This window comes from Aeromonas sp. s7(2024), from assembly GCF_040907825.1.
GTDB classification, from domain to species: Bacteria; Pseudomonadota; Gammaproteobacteria; order Enterobacterales; family Aeromonadaceae; genus Aeromonas; species Aeromonas veronii.
This window is the reverse complement of sequence record NZ_JBFOCM010000016.1, coordinates 1-24,709: the sequence shown is the minus strand read 5'-3', so window position 1 is coordinate 24,709 and position 24,709 is coordinate 1. Positions and strand designations below refer to the sequence as shown.

The following is a 24,709-nucleotide window of genomic DNA, read 5'->3' as shown; positions in this document are numbered from 1 at the left end:
AGAGATGATTTGTCGCTGTTTGCAGCCGATCTTAGCAGACTGCTTTCTGCTTAATAAAGTTATCTACGCATGCTTCGATTTCAGCGGCGGTGGCAAAGCTCAGTGCTTGATCAGCCATTGCCTTCACATCTTCGAAGTTGGTGTTGCGGATAAGCTTCTTGATACGCGGTACAGAGATGGCGCTCATGGAGAACTCATCCAGACCCATACCCAGCAGCAGCAGGGTAGCGCGCTCGTCACCAGCCAGTTCACCACACATACCGGTCCACTTGCCTTCGGCGTGGGACGCATCGATAACCATCTTGATCAGGGTCAGGACGGAGGGTGACAGCGGGTTGTACATGGCGGAGATCATCTCGTTACCACGATCGACAGCCAGAGTGTACTGGGTCAGGTCGTTGGTACCGATACTGAAGAAATCCACTTCCTTGGCCAGATGATGAGCCATCACGGCAGCGGCCGGGGTCTCGATCATGATACCCACTTCGATGGATTCATCAAAGGCTTTGCCTTCGGCACGCAGTTCGGCTTTCAGCGTCTCTACGGTGGCTTTCAGGCTACGGAACTCTTCGACAGAGATGATCATCGGGAACATGATGCGCAGTTTGCCGAAGGCAGAGGCGCGCAGAATGGCCCGCAGCTGAGCGTGCATGATGTCTTCGCGGTCGAAGAAAATACGCACTGCACGCCAGCCCAGGAAGGGGTTCATCTCTTTCGGGAAATTCATGTAGGGCAGCTCTTTGTCGCCGCCAATGTCCATGGTACGCACGATGATCGGCTGATCCGGCATCGCTTCGGCCACTTCTTTGTAGGCTTTGAACTGCTCGTCTTCGGTCGGCAGCGCGTCACGGTCCATGAACAGGAACTCGGTACGGTACAGACCCACGCCTTCGGCGCCATTGCGGATGGCACCTTCGGTATCCTTGACGGTACCGATGTTGGCGCACACTTCGACCTGGTGACCATCCAGCGTGATGGCAGGCAGATCTTTCAGCTTGGCCAGCTCATCTTTCTCGGCCTGGAACTGAGCCTGGAACTTCTTGGCTTCGGTCAGTTGTTCAGCGGTCGGATTGATGATGATCTGGTTGTTGATCGCATCCAGCACCAGCATGTCACCGTTCTTGACGCGCTCGGTGATGTCGTTGGTGCCTACTACGGCCGGCAGCTCCAGGGAGCGGGCCATGATGGAGGTGTGAGAGGTACGGCCACCGATGTCGGTGACGAAACCCAGCACATATTTCAGGTTGATCTGAGCGGTTTCAGACGGGGTCAGGTCTTTGGCGACCAGGATCACCTCTTCGTCGATGGTGCTCAGGTTGACAACGGCGATGCCCAGTACGTTCTTGACCAGACGGGTACCGATGTCACGGAAGTCGGTAGCGCGTTCGCGCAGATAAGGGTCATCCAGCTCGGCCATCATCTTGGCGTACTGTTCGATCACCTCATAGATGGCTTTGTCAGCGGAAGCCTTGTTCTCTTTGATGAAGGATTTGATATCCCCTTCCAGCTCCTCATCTTCGAGCAGCATGATGTGGCCTTCGAAGATGGCCTCTTTTTCCTCACCGAAGGTGCGACCGGCCATCTCTTTGATGGCTTCCAGCTGGGTAGCTGACTTGGTACGAGCTTCGAGGAAACGGTTGATCTCGGCATCAATCTGGTCAGCAGAGATTTTGCCCTGATTGATAACGATTTCATCTTCTTTAAGAAGAAGCGCCTTACCGAATGCGATACCGGGGGACGCAAGAATGCCAGATATCATAATCCTTCCTATTAAAACGACTGTGGGGGAGGAATCTAAAGCTGGATTACTCCAGCTCGTCCATCAGGGCAACCAGCTTCTCAACAGCTTGCTGAGCATCCGGGCCATCAGCCTGGATAGTTACGTTGGTACCCTTGGTCAGGCCCAGGGTCTGCAGCTTGAACAGGCTCTTGGCGCTGGCGGACTTGCCACCGGAGACCACAGTGATCTCGCTTTGGAATTCTTTGGCTTCTTTCACGAACTGAGCTGCCGGACGGGTGTGCAGGCCGTTTTCAGCAGTAATAACAACAGACTTCTCGTACATGGTTTCACCCCATATTATTGATATTTTTGGTGGATTGGTCGTTTTTGAAGCAACCTGACCCACCGTGTCAGTATGGATATGTTGTAAAGTAACGAAAGCAGACCCGCAATGGTTTAATCCAGGTCAAGTTTCTGTGCAGTAATCGGCGCGCTGGTTGGCAATTTTCAGTTATTGGGCTACAAGCCGCATCAGGACTGGCCTGAAATTATTTTATAACGAAAAATAACACTTTGTTACTTTGTGATACCGAGCCAGCAAACACCGCGTGACGCCGCACAGGATATGAGATTTAGAGCGGAATGTCTGCTTTTTTTCTCACTCCGGAACTTGTTATTTTACCCCAAAAAATAAGGATCAAGTGACACTAACAGGGGTTGAGTCTAGCCCATAAAGAAGCGGCGCTCCTGGGAGCGCCGCTGTTTTGAAAGATTCCGATCAGTTACTGCTGCAGTTCCTGCTCGCTGAACACCCCGGCAAACAGGGCGCTGGAGAGGTAACGTTCCGCCGCGCTCGGCAGGATGACCACTATGGTTTTGCCCGCAAATTCCGGCAGCTCGGCCAGACGGCTGGCAGCCACCACCGCAGCACCGGAGCTGATACCGGCCAGGATCCCCTCCTCCTCCATCAGACGGCGAGCCATCTCGATGGCTTCATCGCTGGTCACCTTCTCCACCCGATCGATGAGGGAGAGGTCCAGGTTGCCCGGGATAAAGCCGGCGCCGATCCCCTGGATCTTGTGGGGGCCCGGTTTGATCTCTTCACCGGCCAACTTCTGACTGATGACCGGCGACTCGGCCGGTTCGACCGCAACAGAGACCACCGCCTTGCACTGGGTCTTCTTCAGATAGCGGGAGACACCGGTAATGGTGCCACCGGTACCGACCCCAGCCACGAACACATCCACCTCACCGTCAGTGGCATCCCAAATCTCGGGGCCTGTGGTCTTTTCGTGGATCTCCGGGTTGGCCGGGTTTTCAAACTGTTGCAGCAACACATACTTGCCCGGCTCGGACTCGAGGATTTCGTTGGCCTTGGCAATGGCCCCCTTCATGCCGAGGGGCCCTTCGGTCAGCACGAGATTGGCACCGAGCGCCTTGAGCAGCTTGCGGCGCTCCAGGCTCATAGTGGCCGGCATGGTCAGGGTGATGGGATAGCCGCGAGCCGCCGCGACAAAGGCCAGAGCTATACCCGTGTTGCCGCTGGTGGGCTCGATGATCTCCTTACCCTTGGTCAGGATGCCGCGCTTCTCGGCATCCCAGATCAGGTTGGCACCGATACGGCACTTGACGCTGAAGCTGGGGTTGCGGCTCTCGATCTTGGCCAGCACGCGACCTTTGGTAACACGGTTGAGACGAACCAGCGGGGTGTGACCGATAGTCTGGCTGTTGTCCTCAAAAATTTTGCTCATGGCGCTATCCCTGTGTTTGTTACGACGATGAAACAAGATTACCCTGTGGTTTCTGAATGAGAAGTGACTATTCGTTATAACCATATGGTATTACAACATATAGAGCTTATTCTCTCTGGCCCCTGACTCCGGGCGCCAATCGTCAAAGGAACCGACGTTATGGGATTTTCAGGAAGCAGCCAGTATCTCGCCTCCGATGCATTGAAGATGGCGGTCAATGCCGCCATCACCCTCGAGAAACCGCTGCTGATCAAGGGGGAGCCGGGCACCGGCAAGACGGTGCTGGCGGAAGCGGTCGCCGACCATCTCGGCACCGACCTCATTGCTTGGCATATCAAGTCCACCACCAAGGCCCAGCAGGGACTCTACGAATATGATGCGGTGGCCCGGCTGCGGGACTCCCAGCTCGGCGACCCCAGAGTGGCCGATATCAGTCACTACATTCGTAAAGGCAAGTTGTGGCAGGCCTTCAGCGCCGAGCAGCGACCTGTGCTGCTGATCGACGAGATCGACAAGGCCGACATCGAATTCCCCAACGATCTGCTGCTGGAGCTGGACCGGATGGAGTTCGATGTCTACGAGACCGGTGAGCGAGTCAAGGCGCGCCAGCGGCCGGTGGTCATCATCACCTCCAACAACGAAAAAGAGCTGCCGGATGCCTTCCTGCGCCGCTGTTTCTTCCACTACATCCGCTTCCCCGACAAGGCCGAGATGCAGGCCATCGTCAAACTCCACTACCCCGACCTCAAAGAGAGCCTGCTTGGCGAGGCAATGGATCTCTTCTTCGAACTGCGCGAGGTAGAGGGACTGCGCAAGAAATCCTCCACCTCAGAGCTGCTGGACTGGATCCGCCTGCTGCTGGCCGACGATATCGCCCCCGAGGCGATGCGTGTCCGCGAGCCCGGCAAGCTGGTGCCCGCGCTATATGGCGCCCTGCTCAAGACCGAGCAGGATCTGCATCTATTCGAGAAGCTCGCCTTTTTGGCCCGGCGCGGCAGCTGACCCATGCTGATCGACTTTTTTACCCACCTGCGCCGCCACAAACTCCCGTGCAGCCTGCGCGAGTTGCTGGACTTGCACGCCGCACTGGCAGCCCGGCTGGTCGCTGTCGATATGGACGAGTTCTACCAGCTCTCCCGCTGCCTGCTGGTAAAAGACGAGGCCCACTACGATCGCTTCGATCGCGCCTTCGCCGAATACTATGAGGGGCTGGACGCCATCCCCCTGCTGCCGGAGAGCCTGCCCGAGGAGTGGCTGCGCAAGGAGTTCGAGCGACTGTTGAGCCCAGAGGAGAAGGCGCTGCTCAAATCCCTCGGCGGACTCGACAAGCTGATTGAAACCCTTAACCAGCGATTACGCGAACAGAAAGAGCGCCACGCCGGCGGCAGCAAATGGGTGGGGACTGGTGGCAGCAGCCCGTTTGGCCATGGCGGTTTTCACCCAGAAGGGATCCGCATGGGTGGAGAGGGGCGGCACGGCAAGGCGGCCAAGGTGTGGGAGGCCCGTCACTATCGCAACTTCAGCGACGACTCACCGCTTGGCCAGCGCGCCATCCAGCTGGCGCTGCGCAAACTCAGGCGTTGGGTGCGCAGAGGCAATCCCGACGAGCTGGATCTCGACGACACCATAAAAAGTTCTGCCCGCCAGGGCTGGCTCGATGTGAAGCTGCGGCCCGAGCGCCACAACGGGGTCAAGCTGTTGGTTTTCTTCGATGTGGGGGGCTCCATGGATGCCCACGTGGCCGAGGTGCAGCGCCTCTTCTCCGCCCTGCGCCACGAGTTCAAGCATCTGGAGTACTTCTATTTTCACAACTGTCTCTACGACTTCGTCTGGAAGGATAACGCCCGCCGCTTTGAGGAGAGGTTCGATACCCTGCGGCTGCTGCGCACCTATGGCAGCGACTACCGGGTGATCCTGGTGGGGGATGCCACCATGGGCCCCTACGAGATCACTTGGCCGGGCGGCAGTGTCGAGCAGTGGAACGAGGAGTCGGGTCAGGTATGGCTCACCCGATTGCAGCAGCACTTCCCCAAACTGGTGTGGATCAATCCCACCCCGCGGCGGGAGTGGCTCTGGCATCCCTCCATCAAACTGATGAATGACGTGGTTGGCGGACGGATGCATCCGCTGACCCTGGCGGGTCTCGCTGCGGCGATCGACCAGCTGTAACCCTCTCTACCCTATAAACCGACAAGCCGGGAACGCACCCGGCGAGGAGCAAAGATGACCTCTATCGTGATCAGTGGCTCAGGCCTCTATACCCCACCTTTTGCCGTCAGCAATGAAGAGCTGGTGGCCGCCTTCAACCAGTATGTGGATCTCTACAACGAGGAGAACGCCTCCGCCATCGACGCTGGCCAGCTCCCCGCCAAGCAGCATTCCAGTTGCGAGTTCATCGAGAAGGCCTCCGGCATCAAGAGCCGTTATCTGGTGAGCCGCGAGGGGGTGCTCAACCCCGACATCATGCAGCCGCTGCTGGCGGAGCGGCCCGATGAGATGCCCTCCATCATGGTGGAGATGGCGGTGGCCGCCGCCGAGCAGGCGCTGATCGCCGCCGGTCGCGAGCCCGGCGAGATCGATCTGGTGATCGTCGCCGCCTCCAACATGCCGCGCCCCTACCCGGCGCTGGCCATCGAGCTGCAACACTATCTGGGGGCGAGCGGCATGGCCTTTGATATGAATGTGGCCTGCTCGTCTGCCACCTTCGGCATCAAGACAGCCGCTGACATGCTGGCGGCAGGCACCGCCCGAGTGGCGCTGGTGGTTAATCCGGAGATCTGCTCGGGGCATCTCAATTTTCGCGATCGTGATAGTCACTTTATCTTCGGCGATGCCTGCACCGCGGTGCTGCTGGAGCGGGAGGCCGATTGCAAGGTGGCCAATCCGTGGCAACTGGTAGCCAGCAAGCTGGTGACCCAATACTCCAACAACATCCGCAACAACTTCGGCTTTCTGAACCGGCTGAGCCCGCGCACCCGCTACGGCGACGACAAGCTGTTTCGCCAGCAGGGACGCAAGGTGTTCAAGGAGGTATTGCCGCTGGTGTGCGATCAGATTGCCAACCAGCTCGATGAGCAGGGCTGGCCCGCCGAGAGCCTGAACCGGCTCTGGCTCCATCAGGCCAACCTCACCATGAACCAGTTCATCGGTCGCAAGCTGCTGGGCCACGATGCCAGCCAGCAGGAGGCGCCGGTCATTCTTGATAGCTATGGTAATACCAGCTCGGCGGGTTCCATCATCGCGTTTCATCTGTACAATCGCGACCTTCCTGCGGGGGCTCGCGGCGTACTGTGCTCCTTTGGCGCAGGTTACTCCATCGGTAGCCTGCTGCTGCGGCGCCTGTAATGGCGGGCCTCCCGCCGACATAACAATAACCAGCAACATGGGTGGGAATATGCAGAGGATCACGGGGCGCTGCGCCCTGCACTACGGGGTAACCCTGTCACTATTTTGTCTCTATGGCTGGCAGGTTTGCCCGTTTCTCGAGAGTCTCACCCTGCCCCAGTTGCTGGGGCCGACCCTGGTGACGTTCGCCATCATGTTCGCCGTACGCAATTGGCTGCTCTCAAGGCGGCCCCTGCCGCGCAACGGGCTGGATGGGTTTGGACTGGAGGTGGGTTTCTACCTGCTGGGGGCACTGCTGCTCTCGAGCTACAACGCCCTGGCCCACAACTTCCCGCTGGAGAGTCACCTCAAGGTGCTGCTGGGGATGACCACCCTCGGCTTTCTGGTAGCGGCCGACCTGACTCTGGAGCGAGACTTGCATCGGGCCAGAGCACGGCAAGCCGAGCAGAGCCTGGCACTAAGCCACCCGCTGGCCATGCCGCTGCCACGCAAGTTCACCCTCTTTACTCTGGCGACCCTCACCCTGCTGGGAGGTGTCTTCTTCTTGCTGTTCAACAAGGATCTGGAGTGGCTGGTGACGGTGGAGCGCAGCCTGCCGAGGGTCGATGCCCAGCACTACATCCTGTGGGAGATCGCCTTCGTAATGACGGTGACCTTTTGTTATCTCGCCCTCATTATTCACGGTTATGGTCGCAATCTCGGCCTATCCCTGCGCCAGCAGACCAGCACAATGGCCAGAGTACAGTGTGGTGACTTCGACGCCCGGGTGCCGGTCACCCGGGATGACGAGTTTGGCCTTATCGCCGCCAGCACCAATCAGATGATCGGCGAGCTGAAATCCCGCAGTGACGAGCTCAACCTGACCCGCGACGTGGCCATCCTCGGCCTCGCCTCGCTGGCAGAGACCCGTGACAACGAGACCGGCGCCCATATCATCCGCACCCAGCACTATGTGAAGGCGCTGGCGCAATACCTCAGTCGCAGCGATTGGGATCGCTATCCGCTCGATGACGCCACCATCGACCTGCTGTTCAAGTCGGCCCCGCTGCACGATGTGGGCAAGGTGGGCATTCCCGATGCCATCCTGCTCAAACCGGGCAAGCTGACCGACGAGGAGTTCGCCATCATGAAGCGCCACCCGCAGATCGGCGCCGATGCGCTGGCGAGTGCCGAGGCGCAGCTGGGCTCCAACTCCTTCTTGCGGCTGGCCCGGGAGATCTCCCTCACCCACCACGAAAAGTGGGATGGCAGCGGCTATCCGGCTGGGCTGGCGGGTGAGAATATTCCTCTCTCGGGGCGGCTGATGGCGGTGGCAGATGTCTACGATGCCCTCATCTCGAAACGGGTCTACAAACCCGCCTTCAGCCATGAGGAAGCGAAGGAGATCATCGTGAAGGGGAGCGGCAGCCATTTTGATCCCGGCATTGTCGCGGCGTTTCTCGCCTGTGAGGCGCAGTTCAGGGAGATTGCCGCACAGTTTCAAGATCACCACTGAGCAAGTACATCCCGACCAGCTTGCCCTGATGGCTGACAGGGCAACTGGCGTCATAAATTGTACACAAACAGGTCTGGCCATCGCCGATTCAGCGCCATGCTGGCGGTATTTGCCAAGCCGCGCCCATATTGATATTTCCCTTTATTTACAGCTGTTTTTTGTCATTTTGTGATCCGGGTTCGTGCCAATGACGCAACCGGGATCACAAGATGGCAGGAAAAGACCGCAATTTGCCCTCCGGCGCCAATGATGGCTTCCAATGAAAGCGAGGTTTGCTATCATCCGGAGACATTTTTCATCTGTCGTCGGCTACAAAAGAATACCCTCATGTACACACAGTTCTTCGGCCTTTCGGAACACCCGTTTTCCATCTCGCCCAATCCCAAGTACCTCTATATGAGCGAGCGCCACGGCGAAGCCCTTGCTCATCTCAACTATGGATTGCAGGATGGCGGCGGCTTTGTGCTGCTGACCGGCGAAGTGGGCACCGGCAAGACCACCGTCTCCCGCTGCCTGCTGCAACAGCTGCCCGCCGAGACCGAGATCGCCTATATCCTCAACCCCTCCCTGACCGAACGGGATCTGCTGGCCGCCATCTGTGACGAGTTTCAACTCCCCTATCCCGAAGATGCCGGGATCAAGCGGCTGTTCGACCTTATTCGCGATCACCTGCTGGCCAACCTGGCGGCAGGCAAGCGCAGCGTGGTACTGGTGGATGAGGCGCAGCACCTGCTGCCCGGTGTACTGGAGCAGCTGCGTCTGCTCACCAACCTCGAAACCGACGAACGGAAACTGCTGCAGGTGGTGCTGATCGGTCAGCCCGAGCTGCAAGAGATACTGCGTCAACCCCTGCTGCGCCAGCTGGCCCAGCGCATTACCGCCCGCTATCACCTGCTGCCGCTCTCCCACAGCGATGTGGATGCCTACGTCCGCTTCCGGCTGCAAGTGGCGGGGTGTGTGCAACCCATTTTTACCCCGCGCGCCATCAAGGCGCTCCATCGCCTGAGTGGCGGCATCCCCCGTTTCATCAATCTCATCTGCGACCGCGCCCTGATCGCCGCCTTCGCCCGTGGCAGCTACAAGATTGTCCACAGCGATATCAGCCAGGCCGCCTTCGAGGTCAATGGCGTTCGGGACGAAGGAAGCTGGGCCTCCGGTCTGATGGTGATGCTGGCAGGCGCCCTGCTGGTGACCGCAGGCTGGTGGGGTTGGCAATTTTTCGGCGTGTTCCCCACCCGTCCGGTAGTCAAGGTCGAGGTGCCGGTCACCATCGACGAGACCGCCGAGCAGCAGGAGCAGCTGACCGAGGCGATCAATCAGGCCATCGACCCCGAGAGCGCCATGCAGAATCTCTATCGGGTCTGGGGTTATGAACCGGAACCGTTCGAGGCAACCTGTGACAACGCCCCCCGTGCCGGTCTGCGCTGTCAGGAGGGAGAGGCAAGCCTTGACGAGCTGCGCGCCCTGCAGTATCCCGCCATGATCACGCTCACTGACCAGACTGGCGGCCTCTACTACGCGACCCTGGTCAATCTGGGACCGAACAAGGCCAGCCTGATGATCGGTGACCAAAGCTGGCAGGTGGATCGCCTGTGGCTCAGCGACAACTGGGGCGGCAGCTACACCCTGCTCTGGCGTATGCCGAAAGGGGGTGTGAGCCTGATCGCCAGCAATGCCGGTCAGACCCAGATCCAGTGGCTCGACAATGCCCTCAGCCGCGCGCTGCAACAGCCCGAGCGCAAGGTGCGCCGCTTCGATGGCGAGCTCAAGAACAAGCTGCAGCAGTTCCAGCGGGATCAGGGGCTCAACCCTGACGGCATCGCCGGCAGCAATACCCTGCTGCGCCTCAACGCCCTCTCCGGTGAACCCATGCCCAGACTGGAGGAGGCCTCCTGATGTCTACCCTGCTCAAGGCGCTGCGCCGTGCGCAGCAACCGCAACTCTCCGCCCATATTCCGGCCATGGGCTTGCCCATGCCCCGGGAAGAGGAGCGCAGCCCACGCCGCATCGGCTGGCTGCTGGCTCCCCTGGCCCTGTTGCTGGGGGCGGGCGCCAACTATGGCTGGCATCTGCTCCACCTGCGCCCCATCGAGGAGAAGGTGGAGGTGAAAGAGGTGATCACCCCGCCCTTCGTGCGGGTTGAACCCAAGGCAATGGTGACCCGTCCGCTGCCCCCGCCCCTGCCGGAGCCGGTGGTCCAACCCAGAGCAGTGGCCAAAAACGAGGGGACCAGTCAGGGAAATACCCCCGCGCTGAGTCTGGCCGAGCAACTGATGATAGCCCTCAATGAAACCCCATTGCAGGAGACGCCACACGCCACCGGCCAGAACAACGTGCAACCGGCCCAGTTGATGGCGCTGGGCTCGGCACCCCAGTCGGTGCGCCAGCAGGTACCGCAATTTAGCTATGGCTCTCATGTATTCTCCTCCAACCCCGCCAAGCGGGCCGTGGTGCTCAATGGCCGGGAATACCGGGAGGGGAGCGAAATCGCCCCGGGAGTCGTGCTCGCGACCATCGACCAGCAATACATAGTGCTGCAGGTCGCCGGACAGAGCGTGACCCTCAAGGCGCTGCAGGATTGGCGAGGATGAGTACGCACCGTACCCTGATGTTCGCTGGCAAGCAGGATGCACCTCACCTGAGTGCCACTTTTGTGAGCATTCAAAGGTTTACGGTGTGATGAAATATCCATTTTTATGGTTTGGCGCGCCCGGACCCGTTGTGTCACAGCACTCCGCCGTACACAATACGCAGCCGCCCCAGAGCCTGGAATTTGTTGATTAATATGACGCTACGATTCAGGGATGACATCTTGACCATGCTGCTGGCCCAGTGCCGGCGGCTTCCCATGACCAGAGTCCCCCAGGTGGCCTTTCTGGCGCTGTTGATCATGCTGGCCCAGCAGAGCGCCGCCCTCACCTGGCGTCTGCTCACCCTGGCAAGCCCGCAAACCAGCCAACCGTGGCAACCCTCCGCCGTGGCGGTCAGCGGCCAGAGCAACCCGCGCCTTGAACTGGGCGAGGTGAGCCGACTGGCACTGTTTGGCAAGGCGATTCCCAAGGCACAAGCCAAAGCCGCCGTGGCCGCCAATGCGCCGCGTACCCAGCTCAATGCCCAGCTCAACGGGGTGTTGGCCAGCTCTGATCCGGCCAAATCCATCGCCATCATCGCCATGTCCGGTATCCAGAACTCCTACGGGGTCGGTGACATGATTGACGGCACCCAGGCGCGGATCCGGCAGGTCTATCCGGATCGGGTGATCATCGAGCGGGATGGCCGCGACGAGACCCTGATGCTGGATGGCGAGGAGTATGGCAAGCCGCTGCCGCAGACCAATGCCGCCCCCCTTGGCTCCCTGCGCAGCGAGCTGATGGCCGATCCGGGCAAGATCACCGATTACCTCAATATTTCACCGGTTCAGGTGGATGGCCGCATGACCGGCTATCGCCTCAACCCGGGCAGCAATCCTGAGTTTTTCAACCAGAGCGGGCTGCAGGCCAATGACCTGGCCATCAGCATCAACGGGCTGGATTTACGGGACAACATGCAAGCCATGCAGGCGATGCAGCAGATGGCTGGCGCAACGGAAATGACAGTGACCGTCGAGCGACAGGGCGAACAGTTCGACATTTATGTGCGCTTGTCAGAATAATGATTTGGAGTCGTACCAATAATGACCACTAAAGGGAAAAGCTGGCGTCTGGCCACTATCGCAGCGGCACTGATGATGGCGGGCTCAGCCTGGGCCACCGAATACTCTGCCAGTTTCAAGAACGCCGACATTGAAGAGTTCATCAATACGGTGGGCAAGAACCTCAATAAAACCATCATCATAGAGCCATCGGTGCGCGGCAAGATCAACGTGCGCAGCTACGACCTGCTCAATGAGGAACAGTACTACCAGTTCTTCCTGAGCGTGCTCGACGTCTACGGCTTTGCCGTGGTGCCGATGGACAACGGAGTGCTCAAGGTGCTGCGCTCGCGGGATGCCAAGACCTCCGCCATTCCTGTGGTGGATGGCAGCAACCCGGGCTCCGGCGACGAGATGGTGACTAGAGTAGTGCCGGTGCGCAACGTCTCGGTCCGTGAACTGGCGCCACTGCTGCGCCAACTCAACGACAACGCCGGTGGTGGCAACGTGGTGCACTACGAGCCCTCCAACGTGCTGCTGATCACCGGCCGCGCCGCCGTGGTCAACCGCTTGGTGGAAGTGGTGAACCGGGTCGACCGCGCAGGCGATCAGGATGTGGACATCATCAAGCTCAAGTTTGCCTCGGCGGGGGAAATGGTACGGCTGGTGACCAACCTCAACAAGGATGGCAACCCCCAGGGCGGCACCGCCTCCCTGCTGCTCTCCCCCAAGGTGGTGGCCGACGAGCGCACCAACTCTGTGGTGGTGAGTGGTGAACCGAAAGCGCGCGCCCGCATCATCCAGATGGTGCGCCAGCTCGACCGCGACCTGCAGAGCCAGGGCAACACCCGGGTCTTCTACCTCAAATATGGCAAGGCCAAAGACATGGTCGAGGTGCTCAAGGGCGTCAGCTCCAGCATCGAGGCCGACAAGAAGGGCGGCGGCGCAACCACAGGTGGCGCCAGCATCGGCGGTGGCAAGCTGGCCATCTCAGCCGACGAGACCACCAATGCGCTGGTCATCACCGCCCAGCCGGACGTGATGTCCGAACTGGAGCAGGTGGTGGCCAAGCTCGATATCCGCCGCGCCCAGGTGCTGGTGGAGGCGATCATCGTTGAGATGCAGGATGGCGACGGCCTCAGCCTTGGCGTCCAGTGGGGCAATGCCAACGGCGGTGGTACCCAGTTCACCAACTCCGGTCTGCCCCTCGGCAGCGCCATTGCGGCGGGCAAGGATTACCAGAATGGCAAGACCGACACCGCTGCAGGTCTGCTGAAAGAGTTCAACGGCATGGCCGCCGGTTTCTATCACGGCGACTGGGCCATGCTGGCCACGGCGCTGGCCTCCAATACCAAGAACGATATTCTCTCCACCCCGAGTATCGTCACCATGGATAACAAGGAGGCCTCCTTCAACGTCGGTCAGGAGGTCCCGGTCCAGAGCGGTTCGCAAAGCTCCACCACCAGCGATCAGGTGTTCAACACCATCGAGCGCAAGACGGTGGGAACCAAGCTGGTGGTGACCCCGCAGATCAACGAAGGGGATTCTGTGCTGCTCAATATCGAGCAGGAGGTCTCCAGCGTCGCCCAGACCCAGGCGACCGGTACTGCCAACCTTGGCCCCACTTTCGATACCCGTACCGTCAAGAACGCGGTGCTGGTCAAAAGCGGCGAAACTGTGGTGCTCGGCGGTTTGATGGACGAACAGACCAAGGAGCAGGTCTCCAAGGTGCCCTTGCTGGGCGATATCCCGGTGCTGGGCTATCTGTTCCGCTCCACCTCCAACACTACCTCCAAGCGCAACCTGATGGTCTTTATCCGGCCGACCATCTTGCGTGATGCGGATGTCTATACCGGTGTCTCCAGCAACAAGTACTCCCTGTTCCGCGCCGAGCAGCTCAATGCCGCCTCGCAGGAGGGGTATCTCACCTCCCCCGCCCGTCAGGTATTGCCTGCCTATGGCCAGGATGTGATGGTGTCGCCCGAGCTGCAAAAAGAGATCCAGAAGCAGATCAACGAGATGCGGAGCAGACAGCAAAGCACTGTCGAGACCACCACCCCGTTTGTGCAGAGTAAGCCCTGATGAGTGCCTACCATCTGGATGGAAGCGTCGGGCATGCGCCACTGCCCGAGCTCCCCTTTGTCTTTGCCCGCAACTTCGGGGTGATCCTGATTGAGCGGGACGGCGCCCCCGTGCTGCAGTGCCGCCCCGGCGTCACCCCGCAGGCCCTGCTGGAGGTGCGGCGGGTCGCGGGGTGCAGCTTCGGGGTGGAGCAGCTCGACAACGAGGCCTTCGAAGAGCTGCTGATGGCCCACTATCAGCGCGACTCCTCCGAGGCGCGCCAGCTGATGGAAGATCTCGGCAACGAGATGGACTTCTTCGCCCTGGCCGAAGAGCTGCCGCAAAGCGAAGATCTGCTGGACGCCGATGACGATGCCCCCATCATTCGCCTCATCAACGCCATGTTGAGCGAGGCGATCAAGGAGGAAGCTTCCGATATCCATATCGAGACCTTCGAGCGGGCACTGGTCATTCGTTTTCGCATCGACGGGGTGCTGCGGGAGATCCTGCGCCCCCATCGCAAGCTGGCATCACTACTAGTCTCGCGGATCAAGGTGATGTCGCGCATGGATATCGCCGAGAAGCGGGTACCACAGGATGGCCGAATCTCGTTGCGTATCGGCGGTCGCGCCGTCGACGTGCGGGTCTCCACCATGCCGTCCAGCTACGGCGAGCGGGTGGTATTGCGTCTGCTCGACAAGAACAACGTGCGCCTCGAGCTCAAGCAGCTGGGGATGACCGCGGCCAACCGCACCATCATCAGCGAGCTTATTCGCAAGCCCCACGGCATTATTCTGGTTACCGGCCCGACCGGTTCCGGTAAATCCACCACCCTCTATGCGGCGCTGTCTGAAATCAACTCGCGAGATCGCAACATCCTGACGGTGGAAGACCCCATCGAATATGACCTCGAAGGGGTGGGCCAGACCCAGGTCAACACCAAGGTGGACATGACCTTCGCCCGCGGCCTGCGCGCCATCTTGCGTCAGGATCCGGATGTGGTGATGGTGGGGGAAATTCGTGACCTCGAGACCGCCCAGATTGCGGTGCAGGCGTCGCTGACCGGTCACCTGGTGATGTCGACCCTGCACACCAACACAGCCATCGGCGCTATCACCCGGATGCGGGACATGGGGATCGAACCCTTCCTGCTCTCATCGTCCCTGCTGGCGGTGCTGGCCCAGCGGCTGGTGCGCACCCTCTGCCCCGATTGCCGTGCCCCGCGCCCCATCACCGAGCAGGAGCGCCTCGCCATGGGCATCGAGCTGGCCCCCGATCAGCAGGTGTGGCGTCCGGTCGGGTGCGAGCTGTGCAACCACACCGGCTACCGTGGCCGGACCGGCATCCACGAGCTGGTGGTGATCGATGAAGCGGTGCGTGAAGCCATTCACAGTGCCAGCGGCGAGCTCGCCATCGAGCGGCTGATCCGCGGCCACACCCCCAGCATCCGCCGTGACGGCATCGACAAGGTCCTCAAGGGGCAGACCAGCCTCGAAGAGGTACTGCGCGTGACCCGGGAAGATTGAGATGGCGGCATTCGAATACAAGGCCCTCGACAACAAGGGACGCAGCAAGAGCGGCGTAATGGAGGGCGACTCGGCCCGTCAGGTGCGCCAGCTGCTGCGCGAACAGGGGCTCACTCCCCTCGAGGTGAACGAGACCACCGAGAAGGCGAAACGGGAAGCGACCCGCTTCGCCCTGTTTCGGCGTGGTGCCAGCACTGCCGAGCTGGCCCTGATCACTCGCCAACTGGCGACCCTGGTTGGGGCCGGTCTCACCATCGAAGAGGCGCTCAAGGCGGTGGCCGAGCAGTGCGAAAAAGCCCACTTGCGCTCTCTGGTGGCGACCGTGCGCAGCAAGGTGGTGGAAGGCTATTCGCTGGCCGACTCGCTGGGGGCCTTTCCCCATGTGTTCGACCAGCTGTTTCGCTCCATGGTGGCGGCCGGTGAAAAATCGGGCCATCTGGAGAAGGTGCTCAACCGCCTCGCTGACTACACCGAGCAGCGCCAGCATATGCGCACCAAGCTGCTGCAGGCGATGATCTACCCCATCGTGCTCACCTGTGTCGCCATCGGGGTTATCTCGATCCTACTCACCGCCGTGGTGCCCAAGGTGGTGGCCCAGTTTGAACACATGGGTCAGCAACTGCCGGGCACCACCCGCTTTCTCATCGGTACCAGCGAACTGATGCAGGCCTACGGCCTCTGGTTCCTGCTGCTGATCTTCCTTGGCAGCTTTGTCTGGCGCTGGTGGCTCACCGATGAAAAGCGCCGAAGACGCTGGCATCAGGTGCTGCTCGGCCTGCCGGTGATTGGCCGGGTCAGTCGTGGTCTCAACACCGCCCGCTTCGCCCGCACTTTAAGCATCCTAAACGCCAGTGCGGTGCCGCTGCTGGAGGGGATGAAAATCTCCGGCGAAGTGCTCTCCAACGACTTTGCCAGAATGCGCATTCTCGAGGCTGCCGAACGGGTGCGCGAGGGGACCAGTCTGCGCAAGTCGCTGACCGAGACCAAGATTTTCCCGCCCATGATGCTGCACATGATCGCCTCCGGCGAGCAGAGCGGCGAACTCGACAGCATGCTGGAGCGGGCGGCAGACAACCAGGATCGGGAGTTTGAATCCCAGGTCAATATCGCCCTCGGGGTGTTCGAACCCATGCTGGTGGTCTCCATGGCCGGGGTGGTGCTGTTTATCGTGATGTCGATCCTGCAGCCGATCCTCGAGCTCAACAATATGGTGAATATGTAAGTTTCCGGTGTTCGGTGACGCCGCTGGCGGCCCGTCGAACCCACCCAGTGATCACTCTCTGATGGGCTATCCCATCTCATTCGTTACGGAGCAACTCATGAACAAACGTCGTCAATCCGGTTTTACCCTGCTGGAAGTCATGGTGGTCATCGTGATCCTCGGCATTCTGGCCAGTCTGGTGGTGCCCAACCTGATGGGCAACAAGGAGAAAGCTGACCAGCAGAAAGCGGTCTCCGATATCGTGGCGCTGGAAAACGCACTCGACATGTACAAGCTGGACAACAACCGCTACCCGACCACAGAACAGGGGCTGGACGCGCTGGTGACCAAGCCTTCCATCGATCCGGCGCCGCGCAGCTACCGCGATGGCGGCTACATTAAACGCCTGCCGCAAGATCCCTGGGGCAACCCGTACCAGCTGCTGAGCCCGGGCCAGTTCGGCAAGATCGACATCTTCTCCATGGGTCTGGATGGCGAAGCCGGTACCGATGACGACATCGGCAACTGGAACCTGAAGGATTTCCAATAAGTGATATGTCGCCACCGCACTCCTTGTGAGCTGACTGCATGAAGCGCTCTCTCTCCTTTCATCGCCAATCCGGCTTTACCCTGCTGGAAGTGTTGCTGGTCGCCATGCTGATGGGACTGGTGGCCACCGCCGTCACCCTCAGCATGGGAGGCGCCAGAGGGGATAGGGAGCTGGACAAGCAGGCGCGCCGCCTGATGGCGACCCTGCAGCTGGCGCAGGAGTATGCGGTGATGGATGGTCGGCTGGTGGGTATTCGCATCGAGGATAACGGCTGGCAGTTTATGCAGCGTCAGGCCAAGGATCGCAAGTGGCTGGCCCTGACTGGCGACAAGCAGCTGGGGCCGGTACAACTGGCCGAGAACATGACGCTGGCGCTGGAGCTGGAAGGCTTTGGCTGGCAGCCGGACTCCGACGAGAAAATCGAACAGAAGCGCGACGAGAAGGAGCGCACGCCACAGCTGCTTATTTTCCCGGGCGGCGAGCTGAGCCCGTTCGTGCTCACCTTCACCCAGCAGGATGACGATGCCCGCTACACCCGCATCGTCAAGGGGGACGAGTTCGGCCGCCTCACCCTGCTCACCGGCGATGAAGATGAAGAGGTGAGCGAATGAACGCCCGCGGCATGACACTACTTGAAGTCATGGTCGCACTGGCCGTCTTTGCCATCGCGGGTCTCGCTGTAATGAAAACCGCCAGCGAACACCTCTCTGCCCTCAACTATCTGGAGCAGAAGACACTCGCCACCTGGGTGGTAGAGAACCAGCTGGTGCAACAGAAGCTCGAGAACAAGTGGCCCGGCGACAGCTGGGTGGAAGGGGATGAGCAGATGGCGGGCAGCACCTGGTACTGGCGCTATCGCGGCGTCGCCACTGCCGACAACAACTTCCGGGCGCTCGATATGGAAGTGCGCACCGAGGCCAAGGCCGAGAACCCGGTCGCCATGATGCGGACCTATATCAGCCGATGACCCAGCACGTTGCCCGCACGCCTCGCCCCGTCCGCCATGCCGGTTTCACCCTGCTCGAAATGCTGGTGGCGATCGCCATCTTCGCCAGCCTCAGCATGGGCGCCTATCAGGTGCTGCAAGGGGTACTCACCAGCGACGAGGTGGCAAAACGCAAGGAGGCTCGCCTCAACGAACTGCAACTCGCTTTCACCTTGCTGGAGCGAGACATCACCCAGATGGTGCCGCGCAGCGGCCGCATCGAGGGGGAGAACAACAAGGTGCTGCTGGCGGCTTCCCGCTTCGGCCAGCAGAGCGATGACTGGGGCATGGCCTTTATGCGCAGCGGCTGGCTCAACCCGGACGGCATGCTGCCCCGCTCCCATCTGCAACGGGTCGGCTGGCGCCTCAAGGATCAGAAGCTGGAGCGCCTGAGCTACCTCTATCCGGATCCGGTGATCGGCACCGAACCGCGCATCCAGCCGGTGCTGGCGGGAGTCACGGCGTTTCGCCTCTACTTCTTCGACAAGGGCAACTGGAAAGAGGAGTGGACCCAGCGAAGCGTGCTGCCCCACGGGCTGGCAGTGGAGCTGGATCTGGAAGATTACGGCACCATTCGCCGCCAGTTCCTGATTGGTGCCGGTGGCCAGCGCGCCGAAGAGAGCAGCCAGAGCAGCAATCCCGACCAGGGGGGCGGCAACAACAGCAATAACGGGAACAACGGCGGCAACGGCAATACCAATGGCGGTAATGGTGACAGCCAGAACGGAGGGGGCGCCAATGCGGGCTAATCTCGCCGCACCCGATCGCCAGCGCGGCATGGCGCTGCTGGTGGTGCTGCTGATCCTCTCGGTAATGGTGATCATCGCCAGCAATATGAGCGGCCGCCTGCAGCTTGAGCTGCGCCGCACCGCCAACATCACCACAGGCAAACAGGCGTGGTGGTATGCCCTCTCGGCGGAAGCGCTGGTGAGCAAGGTGCTGACGCAGGATTTCAAGGACAACCCCGAGGTGGTCAACCTCAGCCAGAACTGGGCCCGCAAGAACACTGTATTTCCGGTGGACGATGGCCAGCTCAAGGGCGAGGTGACCGACCTGCAATCCTGCTTCAACCTCAACAGCCTGAGCGTGGCCTCCAAGGCGGGGAGCGGCGAGGAGCTGGCGCAGCAGCCCTATCCGGTGCAAGTGTTTCGCGAACTGCTCAAACAGCTGGCGATGGATGATTACGAGGCAGCCCAGCTCACCGATGCCATCCGTGACTGGACCGACAAGGATACGGTGCTGGTCTCCAGCCTTGGCGCAGAGGACGCCTATTACGAGGGGCTCAAGCCACCCTATCTGACCGCCAACCAGTGGATGCTGGGCAAAGATGAGCTGCGGGCGGTGCGCGGCGTAACAGCCAGGGTCTATGCCAGACTGGCCCCCTATGTCTGCACCCTGCCCAGCGACAAGTTGAAGATCAATATCAATACCCTTGCCCCCCAGCACCCCGAGCTGCTGGTTGCCCTCTATCTGGGTACTATCGGGCTGGATGACGCCAAGCGAGTGCTGAACGAGCGGCCACAGAAGGGGTGGAAAGAGAGCAAGCTGATGACAGACATGCTCGCTCCGGTCGACTCGGTGAAAGGACTGAAAGAGGCGCTGGTGGTCAAGAGCGACTTCTTCGAAGCCCGAGTCGTGGCCGAGGTCGGCGACAACCGGGCCTGGCTCGAAACCCTGTTCCAGCGGGGCAAGGACAATAAACTGGTGATGCTGCGCCGCCTCAGTAGCGGCGCCGAATAAACAGCGCACCTGCAGGCCATCGCCCGCGGGTACGAGAGATGTTGGATGCAGCCTGCGGGCTGCGCACCGGTTGCCAGGGCGCACAACGCCCTTTGCAAACCGGTATCGCAGGAGAGAGATGCGTGAGCGAAAGTCTGGTCATCCGACTGGGGACCAATAAACAACAACCCGTGGCCTGGCTGGTCTGGTCCGGTCAGGAGCAGGAGATCATCGCCTCCGGCACCCTACCTTCGGCCGATGCCCTGAGCGAGCTGCAGGAGCGGGCCGGTGGCCGCCCCGTGGTCACCCTAGTGCCGGGCAGCGATCTGATCTTCCGGCGCGTCACCCTGCCGGGTCGCTACAACCGCCAGTCGGCAGCGGCCCTCCCCTACCTGCTGGAGGAGCAGATCGCCTCCGACGTGGACGAGCTCCATCTGGTGGTGCTGGCCCACGAAGGGCAACAGGTCGACCTGATGGCGGTGGATCGGCAGAAGATGGCCGAGTGGCTCGGCTGGCTCGATGCCGCTGGCCTCAAGAGCCTGCAACTACTGCCCGATGTACTGGCGCTGCCACAGGCCGCTGATGGCTGGTCTGCCCTGCAACTCGGCAATGAGTGGCTGGTACGCCAGGGCCCCTGTCAGGGGATCGTCGCCGACGAGCCGCTGCTGGCCATCTTGCTGGCAACCGAAGCGGAGCCGGTCACCATCCACAGCCACACCCCGGTGCCCGCCATTGCCGCCGCCAACTGGCAGGCGGCGGAGCCCGAGCTGCCCATGCTGCTGCTGGCCAAAGGGGCACTCACCTGCCGGGCCAACCTGCTGACCGGCCCCTATCGACCCCAGACCGAATATGCCCGCTACTGGTTGCAGTGGCGCAAGGTGGCCATCACCGCAGGCTTGTTGCTGCTGGCGGCCCTCGGCCAGCGCGGGGTGCAGCTCTATCAGCTCACCGAGCAGGACAAGGCGCTGAAAGCGGAGATCCGCGCCGTCTATACCCGCATCTTCCCGGGTGAGAGCCGCATCGTGAACGTGCGCAGCCAGATGAACCAGCATCTGCAACAGATGGGACAAGCCCCGCAAAACGGCGTGCTGCTGATGCTCACCGAGCTGGCCCCCACCTTTGCCGAAGTCCCCGGCCTCAAGCCGCAGGTGATGCGCTTTGATGCCAGTCGCCGCGAGCTGCGGCTGCAGGTGACCGCCCCCGGTTTTGCCGAGATCGAGCGGTTCCGCGAGCTGGCCGGCAAACAATTCGAGGTACAGCAAGGCGAGGTGCGCAGCACCGAGGGCAAGGTAGAGGGCACACTGGTGCTCAAGGGTAAATCATCATGATGGAAAAATTGCAGAGCTGGTGGCACGGCATCACCGCACGGGAACAGCGGCTGGTGGTCACGGGTGGCGCCCTGTTGCTGGTCGGTCTCTTCTACTGGAGCGTCTGGCAGCCCATCGCCAACCGCATCGCGGAGCGGGAGCGGCAGGTGCAAAACCAGCAGCAGACGCTCGCCTGGCTCAAGGAGAAGGGTGAAGAGGTGCTGGCCATGCAGGGGGGCTCGGGTCGCCAGATCGATACCAGCGGCACCCTGGAAGGGGTGGTCAACCGCACCGCCTTCAACCACAAGATCAAGATTGCCCGGCTGCAACCCCAGGCACAGGAGCTGCAAGTGTGGATCGACACGGTCCAGTTCGATGACTTGCTGCTCTGGCTCTCCACTCTGGTGGAGCAGCACGGCATTCAGGTTCAAATCATCGAGATCGCCCGCGAGGATCTGGCCCCGGGTCTGGTCAAGGTCAGACGTTTGCAGTTGAGTCGTCCACAATGAAAAAACGCATCCTGATTGCCAGCCTGTTTCTGGCCGCCTATCTGCTCTTCCTGCTGGCCACCCTGCCCGCGGCACTGGTGGCTCGCCATCTGCCGCTGCCTGCCAACGTTGCCAACCTGCTGAAACTGGAAGGGGTGAGCGGCACCCTCTGGAGTGGCCAGATTGCCCGACTGCAATATGCCAGCGAATCGGTGAACCAGCTGCGCTGGGATCTCAACGGCTGGTCGCTGCTGCGCTTCGCACCCGAAGTGGCCATTCGCTTTGGCGATCGCAACGGACTCAATGGTCAGGGCGTTGTCGGCTGGAATGGCGCCGCCTTCGGCCGTGACCTGACCCTTAACGCCCCCGCCCCCTGGTTGCTAAGCCGGGTGCCGATGCGCCTGCCGATCCCGATCACCGTCAGCGGCCAGCTGCAGCTCAAAGTGGAGCAATTTGTCCAGGGCAACCCCTGGTGTGACAACCTCTACGGCAACCTCGACTGGTACAACGCCAGCGCCGATACCCCGGCCGGCAAGCTGGATCTGGCCGACCCCGAGGTGAAACTCACCTGCCTCGACTCCAAACTGGTGGCCGAACTCAAGCAGGGCTCCGATGCGGTGCAGACCAGCGGTCGCCTCGAGCTGCAACCCAATGGCCAATACCTGTTCCAGGGCACCCTGAAGCCGGGCCCGGCACTGCCACCGCAGATGCAACAGGGGCTCCCCTTCCTCGGCCAGCCCGACAGTCAGGGCCGCTTCCCCCTGCGCTATCAGGGGCGGATCTAAGCCATCATTCAAGGTGAAAATGGCTCAGGGACAACCCGAGCCATTTTTATCGTCCATGTGACGTGTCAGTTGAAATACCAGATACCGCAGATACAAAAAAAGCCCAAGCGGGTGACCGCTTGGGCTTTCTCTTTGAATATGGCGGAGGAGGTGGGATTTGAACCCACGGATGGTCGCCCATCGCCGGTTTTCAAGACCGGTGCATTCAGCCGCTCTGCCACCCCTCCGAACGGCGTGCATACTACGCTAAGCCCTTGTTCATATGCAATACATATTTCCTGTGGGATAGTGTGCGGGAGCAAAATGGCAGGTGGCTTGAAATTGTTCCTCGTCATCCCTATTTGTTCTTCATAGAATGCTTAGGCTTTAAGTGATGACGAGACGGCCGCTCGCCGCCTCAACAGGACACCAAGAGGACACCCAAGATGGATACCCGTTCTATCTACACCGGCACCCAGAGTGCCGCACGCGATACCAACAAGGTGCTGCGTAATACCTATATGCTGCTCTCCCTCACCCTCGGCTTCTCTGCCGTGGTGGCGGGCATCGCGACCGTAATGAACATGCCGCCGCTGCACTGGGCCATCTTCCTCATCGGCGTATACGGTCTGATGTTCCTGACCGAGAAGAACCGCAACAACAGCATGGGCTTGGTATTCACCTTCGCCCTGACCGGTCTGCTGGGCTATAGCCTGGGCCCCATCATCAACATGTACATGAATAATGGTGGTGGCGAGATCGTAATGACCGCCCTTGGCGGCACCGCGCTCACCTTCTTCGGTCTGTCGGCCTATGCCCTGACTACCAAGCGTGACCTCTCTTTCATCGGCGGCATGCTGTTCGTCGGTTTCTGGGTACTGCTGGTAGCCATGATTGCCAACATCTTCCTGCAGATGAGCGCCCTGAGCCTGGCTCTGTCCGCCATGTTCATGCTCTTCTCCTCCGGGGCCATCCTGCTGACTACCCAGCAGATCGTGCGCGGCGGCGAGACCAACTACATCTCCGCCACCGTCACCCTGTATGTCTCCATCTACAACATCTTCCTGAGCTTGCTGAGCCTGCTTGGCGGCAACCGCAACTAATCAAAAACCCCGCTTCGGCGGGGTTTTTATGGCTCTGTCCCAATTACGTGTTGAAAGGCTAATCTTGAAGTAGGCCATCACCTTGAGGTCTACCATCATGGATACCCCAGCCTTTCAACACCTGTTGTCCCTTTTTCCCCAGTTAACCCTGCGCCAGCGCCGTGTTGCTCAGCAGGAGCTTACTGCACCCCACACCATTACCTCGCTCAATACTCAGTTACCGGCATGCAGTGGCTGCCCCCATTGTCAGGCCGATGTTACCCAGCTGGCGCCTTGGGGATGGAGTCGGGGACTGCGCCGCTACCGTTGCAAACTGTGTCTGCGCACCAGCACCGTTCTGACCAAGACGCCCTTGGCCAGATTGCGTAAAGCACAGTGCTGGGAAGACTACGCGCAAGCTCTCATCGAAGGACTGACTGTCCGCCAGGCCGCGCGGCGCTGTGGGGTCAGCAAAAACACCGCGTTCCTCTGGCGTCACCGATTCTTGCGCGCGATGGCAACCCATCAGGCCACCCGGGAAGAGGGCATTGTTGAGGTGGATGAGACCTTCTTCCTTGAATCGTTCAAGGGGCAGCGGGGACTGCCGCGTCCACCACGTCATCGCGGTGGTAAAGGTCGAACTCGTGGAACCGGGCCAGATTACATCCCGGTGATGGTGGTACAAGACCGTGCAGGCCACCATGCGGATTTCCAGTTGGAGAAAATAAATGCCGATACGGTCATCGCAGTGTTGAAGCCGTTGGTGTCACCGGATGCGGTGCTGTGTAGCGATGGGGCGGGTGTGTATGCCTGTTTCAGCAAGGAACAGGGTATAACCCATCAGGTGGTGCGCAATCGTCAAGGCGAACGGGTAGTCGGTGCGTATCACATCCAGCATGTGAACGGATATCACCATCGGTTGAAAGAGTGGATGGAGCGGTTCCATGGCGTGGCGACGCACTACCTGAAGAACTACTTGGGTTGGCGCCGGATGCTGGAGCGTTACGGAAAAGGCGTAAATATCAAAACATGTTTGCATGAGGCGCTGGGGCGCCCCATGCAACACGTAATTGGGACATAACCT

The 24,709-nt window shown here is 60.5% G+C and carries 22 protein-coding genes, 1 tRNA gene and 1 pseudogene; 20 read left to right on the top strand and 4 right to left on the bottom strand.

Annotated features, from left to right (window positions below; all coding sequences use genetic code 11):
• Positions 1–31: 31 nt before the first annotated feature.
• The 3 genes from ptsI to cysK form a co-directional block, all read right to left on the bottom strand.
• The gene (gene ptsI, locus AB5Y73_RS05190; protein WP_021229076.1) at positions 32–1,759 is read right to left on the bottom strand and encodes a phosphoenolpyruvate-protein phosphotransferase PtsI; all 1,728 of its coding nucleotides are present in this window, start codon (positions 1,757–1,759) and stop codon (positions 32–34) included.
• A 46-nt stretch (positions 1,760–1,805) separates the two neighbouring features.
• Positions 1,806–2,063 carry an HPr family phosphocarrier protein gene (locus AB5Y73_RS05185; RefSeq protein ID WP_005338266.1) on the bottom strand — a complete coding sequence of 86 codons (258 nt, stop codon included), beginning with the start codon at positions 2,061–2,063 and terminating at the stop codon, positions 1,806–1,808.
• Positions 2,064–2,502: 439 nt separating this feature from the next.
• A complete protein-coding gene (gene cysK / locus AB5Y73_RS05180) occupies positions 2,503–3,471 on the bottom strand; it encodes a cysteine synthase A (protein ID WP_118854147.1) in 969 nt (322 codons plus the stop codon).
• Between the two features lie 159 nt (positions 3,472–3,630).
• Between cysK and AB5Y73_RS05175 the strand changes: the two genes are divergently transcribed.
• From AB5Y73_RS05175 to exeN, 18 genes and pseudogenes are all read left to right on the top strand, one after another.
• On the top strand, positions 3,631–4,473 hold the full coding sequence (locus tag AB5Y73_RS05175; protein WP_118854148.1) for a MoxR family ATPase: 843 nt from the start codon (positions 3,631–3,633) through the stop codon (positions 4,471–4,473).
• Between the two features lie 3 nt (positions 4,474–4,476).
• The gene (locus AB5Y73_RS05170) at positions 4,477–5,640 is read left to right on the top strand and encodes a VWA domain-containing protein (protein WP_118854149.1); all 1,164 of its coding nucleotides are present in this window, start codon (positions 4,477–4,479) and stop codon (positions 5,638–5,640) included.
• Between the two features lie 54 nt (positions 5,641–5,694).
• Positions 5,695–6,816 (top strand): beta-ketoacyl-ACP synthase III, encoded by a 1,122-nt coding sequence (locus AB5Y73_RS05165; RefSeq protein WP_181497514.1) that lies wholly within the window; start codon positions 5,695–5,697, stop codon positions 6,814–6,816.
• Between the two features lie 49 nt (positions 6,817–6,865).
• A complete protein-coding gene (locus AB5Y73_RS05160; protein WP_181497515.1) occupies positions 6,866–8,311 on the top strand; it encodes an HD domain-containing phosphohydrolase in 1,446 nt (481 codons plus the stop codon).
• A 327-nt stretch (positions 8,312–8,638) separates the two neighbouring features.
• The gene (locus AB5Y73_RS05155) at positions 8,639–10,207 is read left to right on the top strand and encodes an ExeA family protein (protein ID WP_118854152.1); all 1,569 of its coding nucleotides are present in this window, start codon (positions 8,639–8,641) and stop codon (positions 10,205–10,207) included.
• Complete coding sequence (exeB, locus tag AB5Y73_RS05150; protein ID WP_064336997.1) at positions 10,207–10,902, top strand: GspB family T2SS assembly factor variant ExeB; 696 nt, start codon at positions 10,207–10,209, stop codon at positions 10,900–10,902. Before AB5Y73_RS05155 ends, exeB begins: the two co-directional genes overlap by 1 nt.
• Positions 10,903–11,129: 227 nt before the next feature.
• Positions 11,130–11,963 carry a GspC family type II secretion system variant ExeC gene (exeC, locus tag AB5Y73_RS05145; protein ID WP_107684263.1) on the top strand — a complete coding sequence of 278 codons (834 nt, stop codon included), beginning with the start codon at positions 11,130–11,132 and terminating at the stop codon, positions 11,961–11,963.
• A 21-nt stretch (positions 11,964–11,984) separates the two neighbouring features.
• The gene (exeD, locus tag AB5Y73_RS05140; protein WP_005359020.1) at positions 11,985–14,024 is read left to right on the top strand and encodes a GspD family T2SS secretin variant ExeD; all 2,040 of its coding nucleotides are present in this window, start codon (positions 11,985–11,987) and stop codon (positions 14,022–14,024) included.
• A complete protein-coding gene (gene exeE / locus AB5Y73_RS05135; RefSeq protein WP_107684221.1) occupies positions 14,024–15,529 on the top strand; it encodes a GspE family T2SS ATPase variant ExeE in 1,506 nt (501 codons plus the stop codon). The genes exeD and exeE overlap by 1 nt, the downstream gene beginning before the upstream one ends.
• 1 nt (position 15,530) lies before the next feature.
• Positions 15,531–16,751 carry a GspF family T2SS innner membrane protein variant ExeF gene (gene exeF, locus AB5Y73_RS05130; protein ID WP_005338296.1) on the top strand — a complete coding sequence of 407 codons (1,221 nt, stop codon included), beginning with the start codon at positions 15,531–15,533 and terminating at the stop codon, positions 16,749–16,751.
• Positions 16,752–16,848: 97 nt separating this feature from the next.
• A complete protein-coding gene (gene exeG / locus AB5Y73_RS05125; protein WP_005338297.1) occupies positions 16,849–17,280 on the top strand; it encodes a GspG family T2SS major pseudopilin variant ExeG in 432 nt (143 codons plus the stop codon).
• Positions 17,281–17,318: 38 nt separating this feature from the next.
• Positions 17,319–17,891: a GspH family T2SS minor pseudopilin variant ExeH gene (exeH, locus tag AB5Y73_RS05120; RefSeq protein ID WP_107684222.1), complete on the top strand. Its 573-nt coding sequence runs from the start codon at positions 17,319–17,321 to the stop codon at positions 17,889–17,891.
• Entirely contained in the window at positions 17,888–18,247 is a 360-nt protein-coding gene (gene exeI / locus AB5Y73_RS05115) for a GspI family T2SS minor pseudopilin variant ExeI (RefSeq protein WP_005338301.1), read from the top strand. The genes exeH and exeI overlap by 4 nt, the downstream gene beginning before the upstream one ends.
• Positions 18,244–18,891, top strand: a pseudogene (gene gspJ / locus AB5Y73_RS05110) (type II secretion system minor pseudopilin GspJ); the annotation flags it as partial. The gene exeI and the pseudogene gspJ, both read left to right, overlap by 4 nt.
• Positions 18,892–19,003: 112 nt before the next feature.
• Positions 19,004–20,005 carry a GspK family T2SS minor pseudopilin variant ExeK gene (exeK, locus tag AB5Y73_RS05105; RefSeq protein WP_107684224.1) on the top strand — a complete coding sequence of 334 codons (1,002 nt, stop codon included), beginning with the start codon at positions 19,004–19,006 and terminating at the stop codon, positions 20,003–20,005.
• Between the two features lie 122 nt (positions 20,006–20,127).
• Positions 20,128–21,312, top strand: a complete 1,185-nt coding sequence (gene exeL, locus AB5Y73_RS05100) for a GspL family type II secretion system protein ExeL (protein WP_107684225.1) — start codon at positions 20,128–20,130, stop codon at positions 21,310–21,312.
• On the top strand, positions 21,309–21,800 hold the full coding sequence (exeM, locus tag AB5Y73_RS05095; protein WP_103251302.1) for a GspM family type II secretion system protein ExeM: 492 nt from the start codon (positions 21,309–21,311) through the stop codon (positions 21,798–21,800). Before exeL ends, exeM begins: the two co-directional genes overlap by 4 nt.
• On the top strand, positions 21,797–22,564 hold the full coding sequence (exeN, locus tag AB5Y73_RS05090; RefSeq protein WP_107684226.1) for a GspN family type II secretion system protein ExeN: 768 nt from the start codon (positions 21,797–21,799) through the stop codon (positions 22,562–22,564). Before exeM ends, exeN begins: the two co-directional genes overlap by 4 nt.
• A 139-nt stretch (positions 22,565–22,703) precedes the next feature.
• Here exeN and AB5Y73_RS05085 read toward each other — a convergent pair.
• Positions 22,704–22,791: transfer RNA gene (locus AB5Y73_RS05085), tRNA-Ser, on the bottom strand.
• Between the two features lie 198 nt (positions 22,792–22,989).
• Between AB5Y73_RS05085 and AB5Y73_RS05080 the strand changes: the two genes are divergently transcribed.
• The gene (locus tag AB5Y73_RS05080; RefSeq protein WP_033113039.1) at positions 22,990–23,646 is read left to right on the top strand and encodes a Bax inhibitor-1/YccA family protein; all 657 of its coding nucleotides are present in this window, start codon (positions 22,990–22,992) and stop codon (positions 23,644–23,646) included.
• Between the two features lie 97 nt (positions 23,647–23,743).
• Positions 23,744–24,706, top strand: coding sequence for an IS1595 family transposase (locus AB5Y73_RS05075; protein ID WP_279499216.1), 963 nt, complete (start codon positions 23,744–23,746; stop codon positions 24,704–24,706).
• Positions 24,707–24,709: the final 3 nt, after the last annotated feature.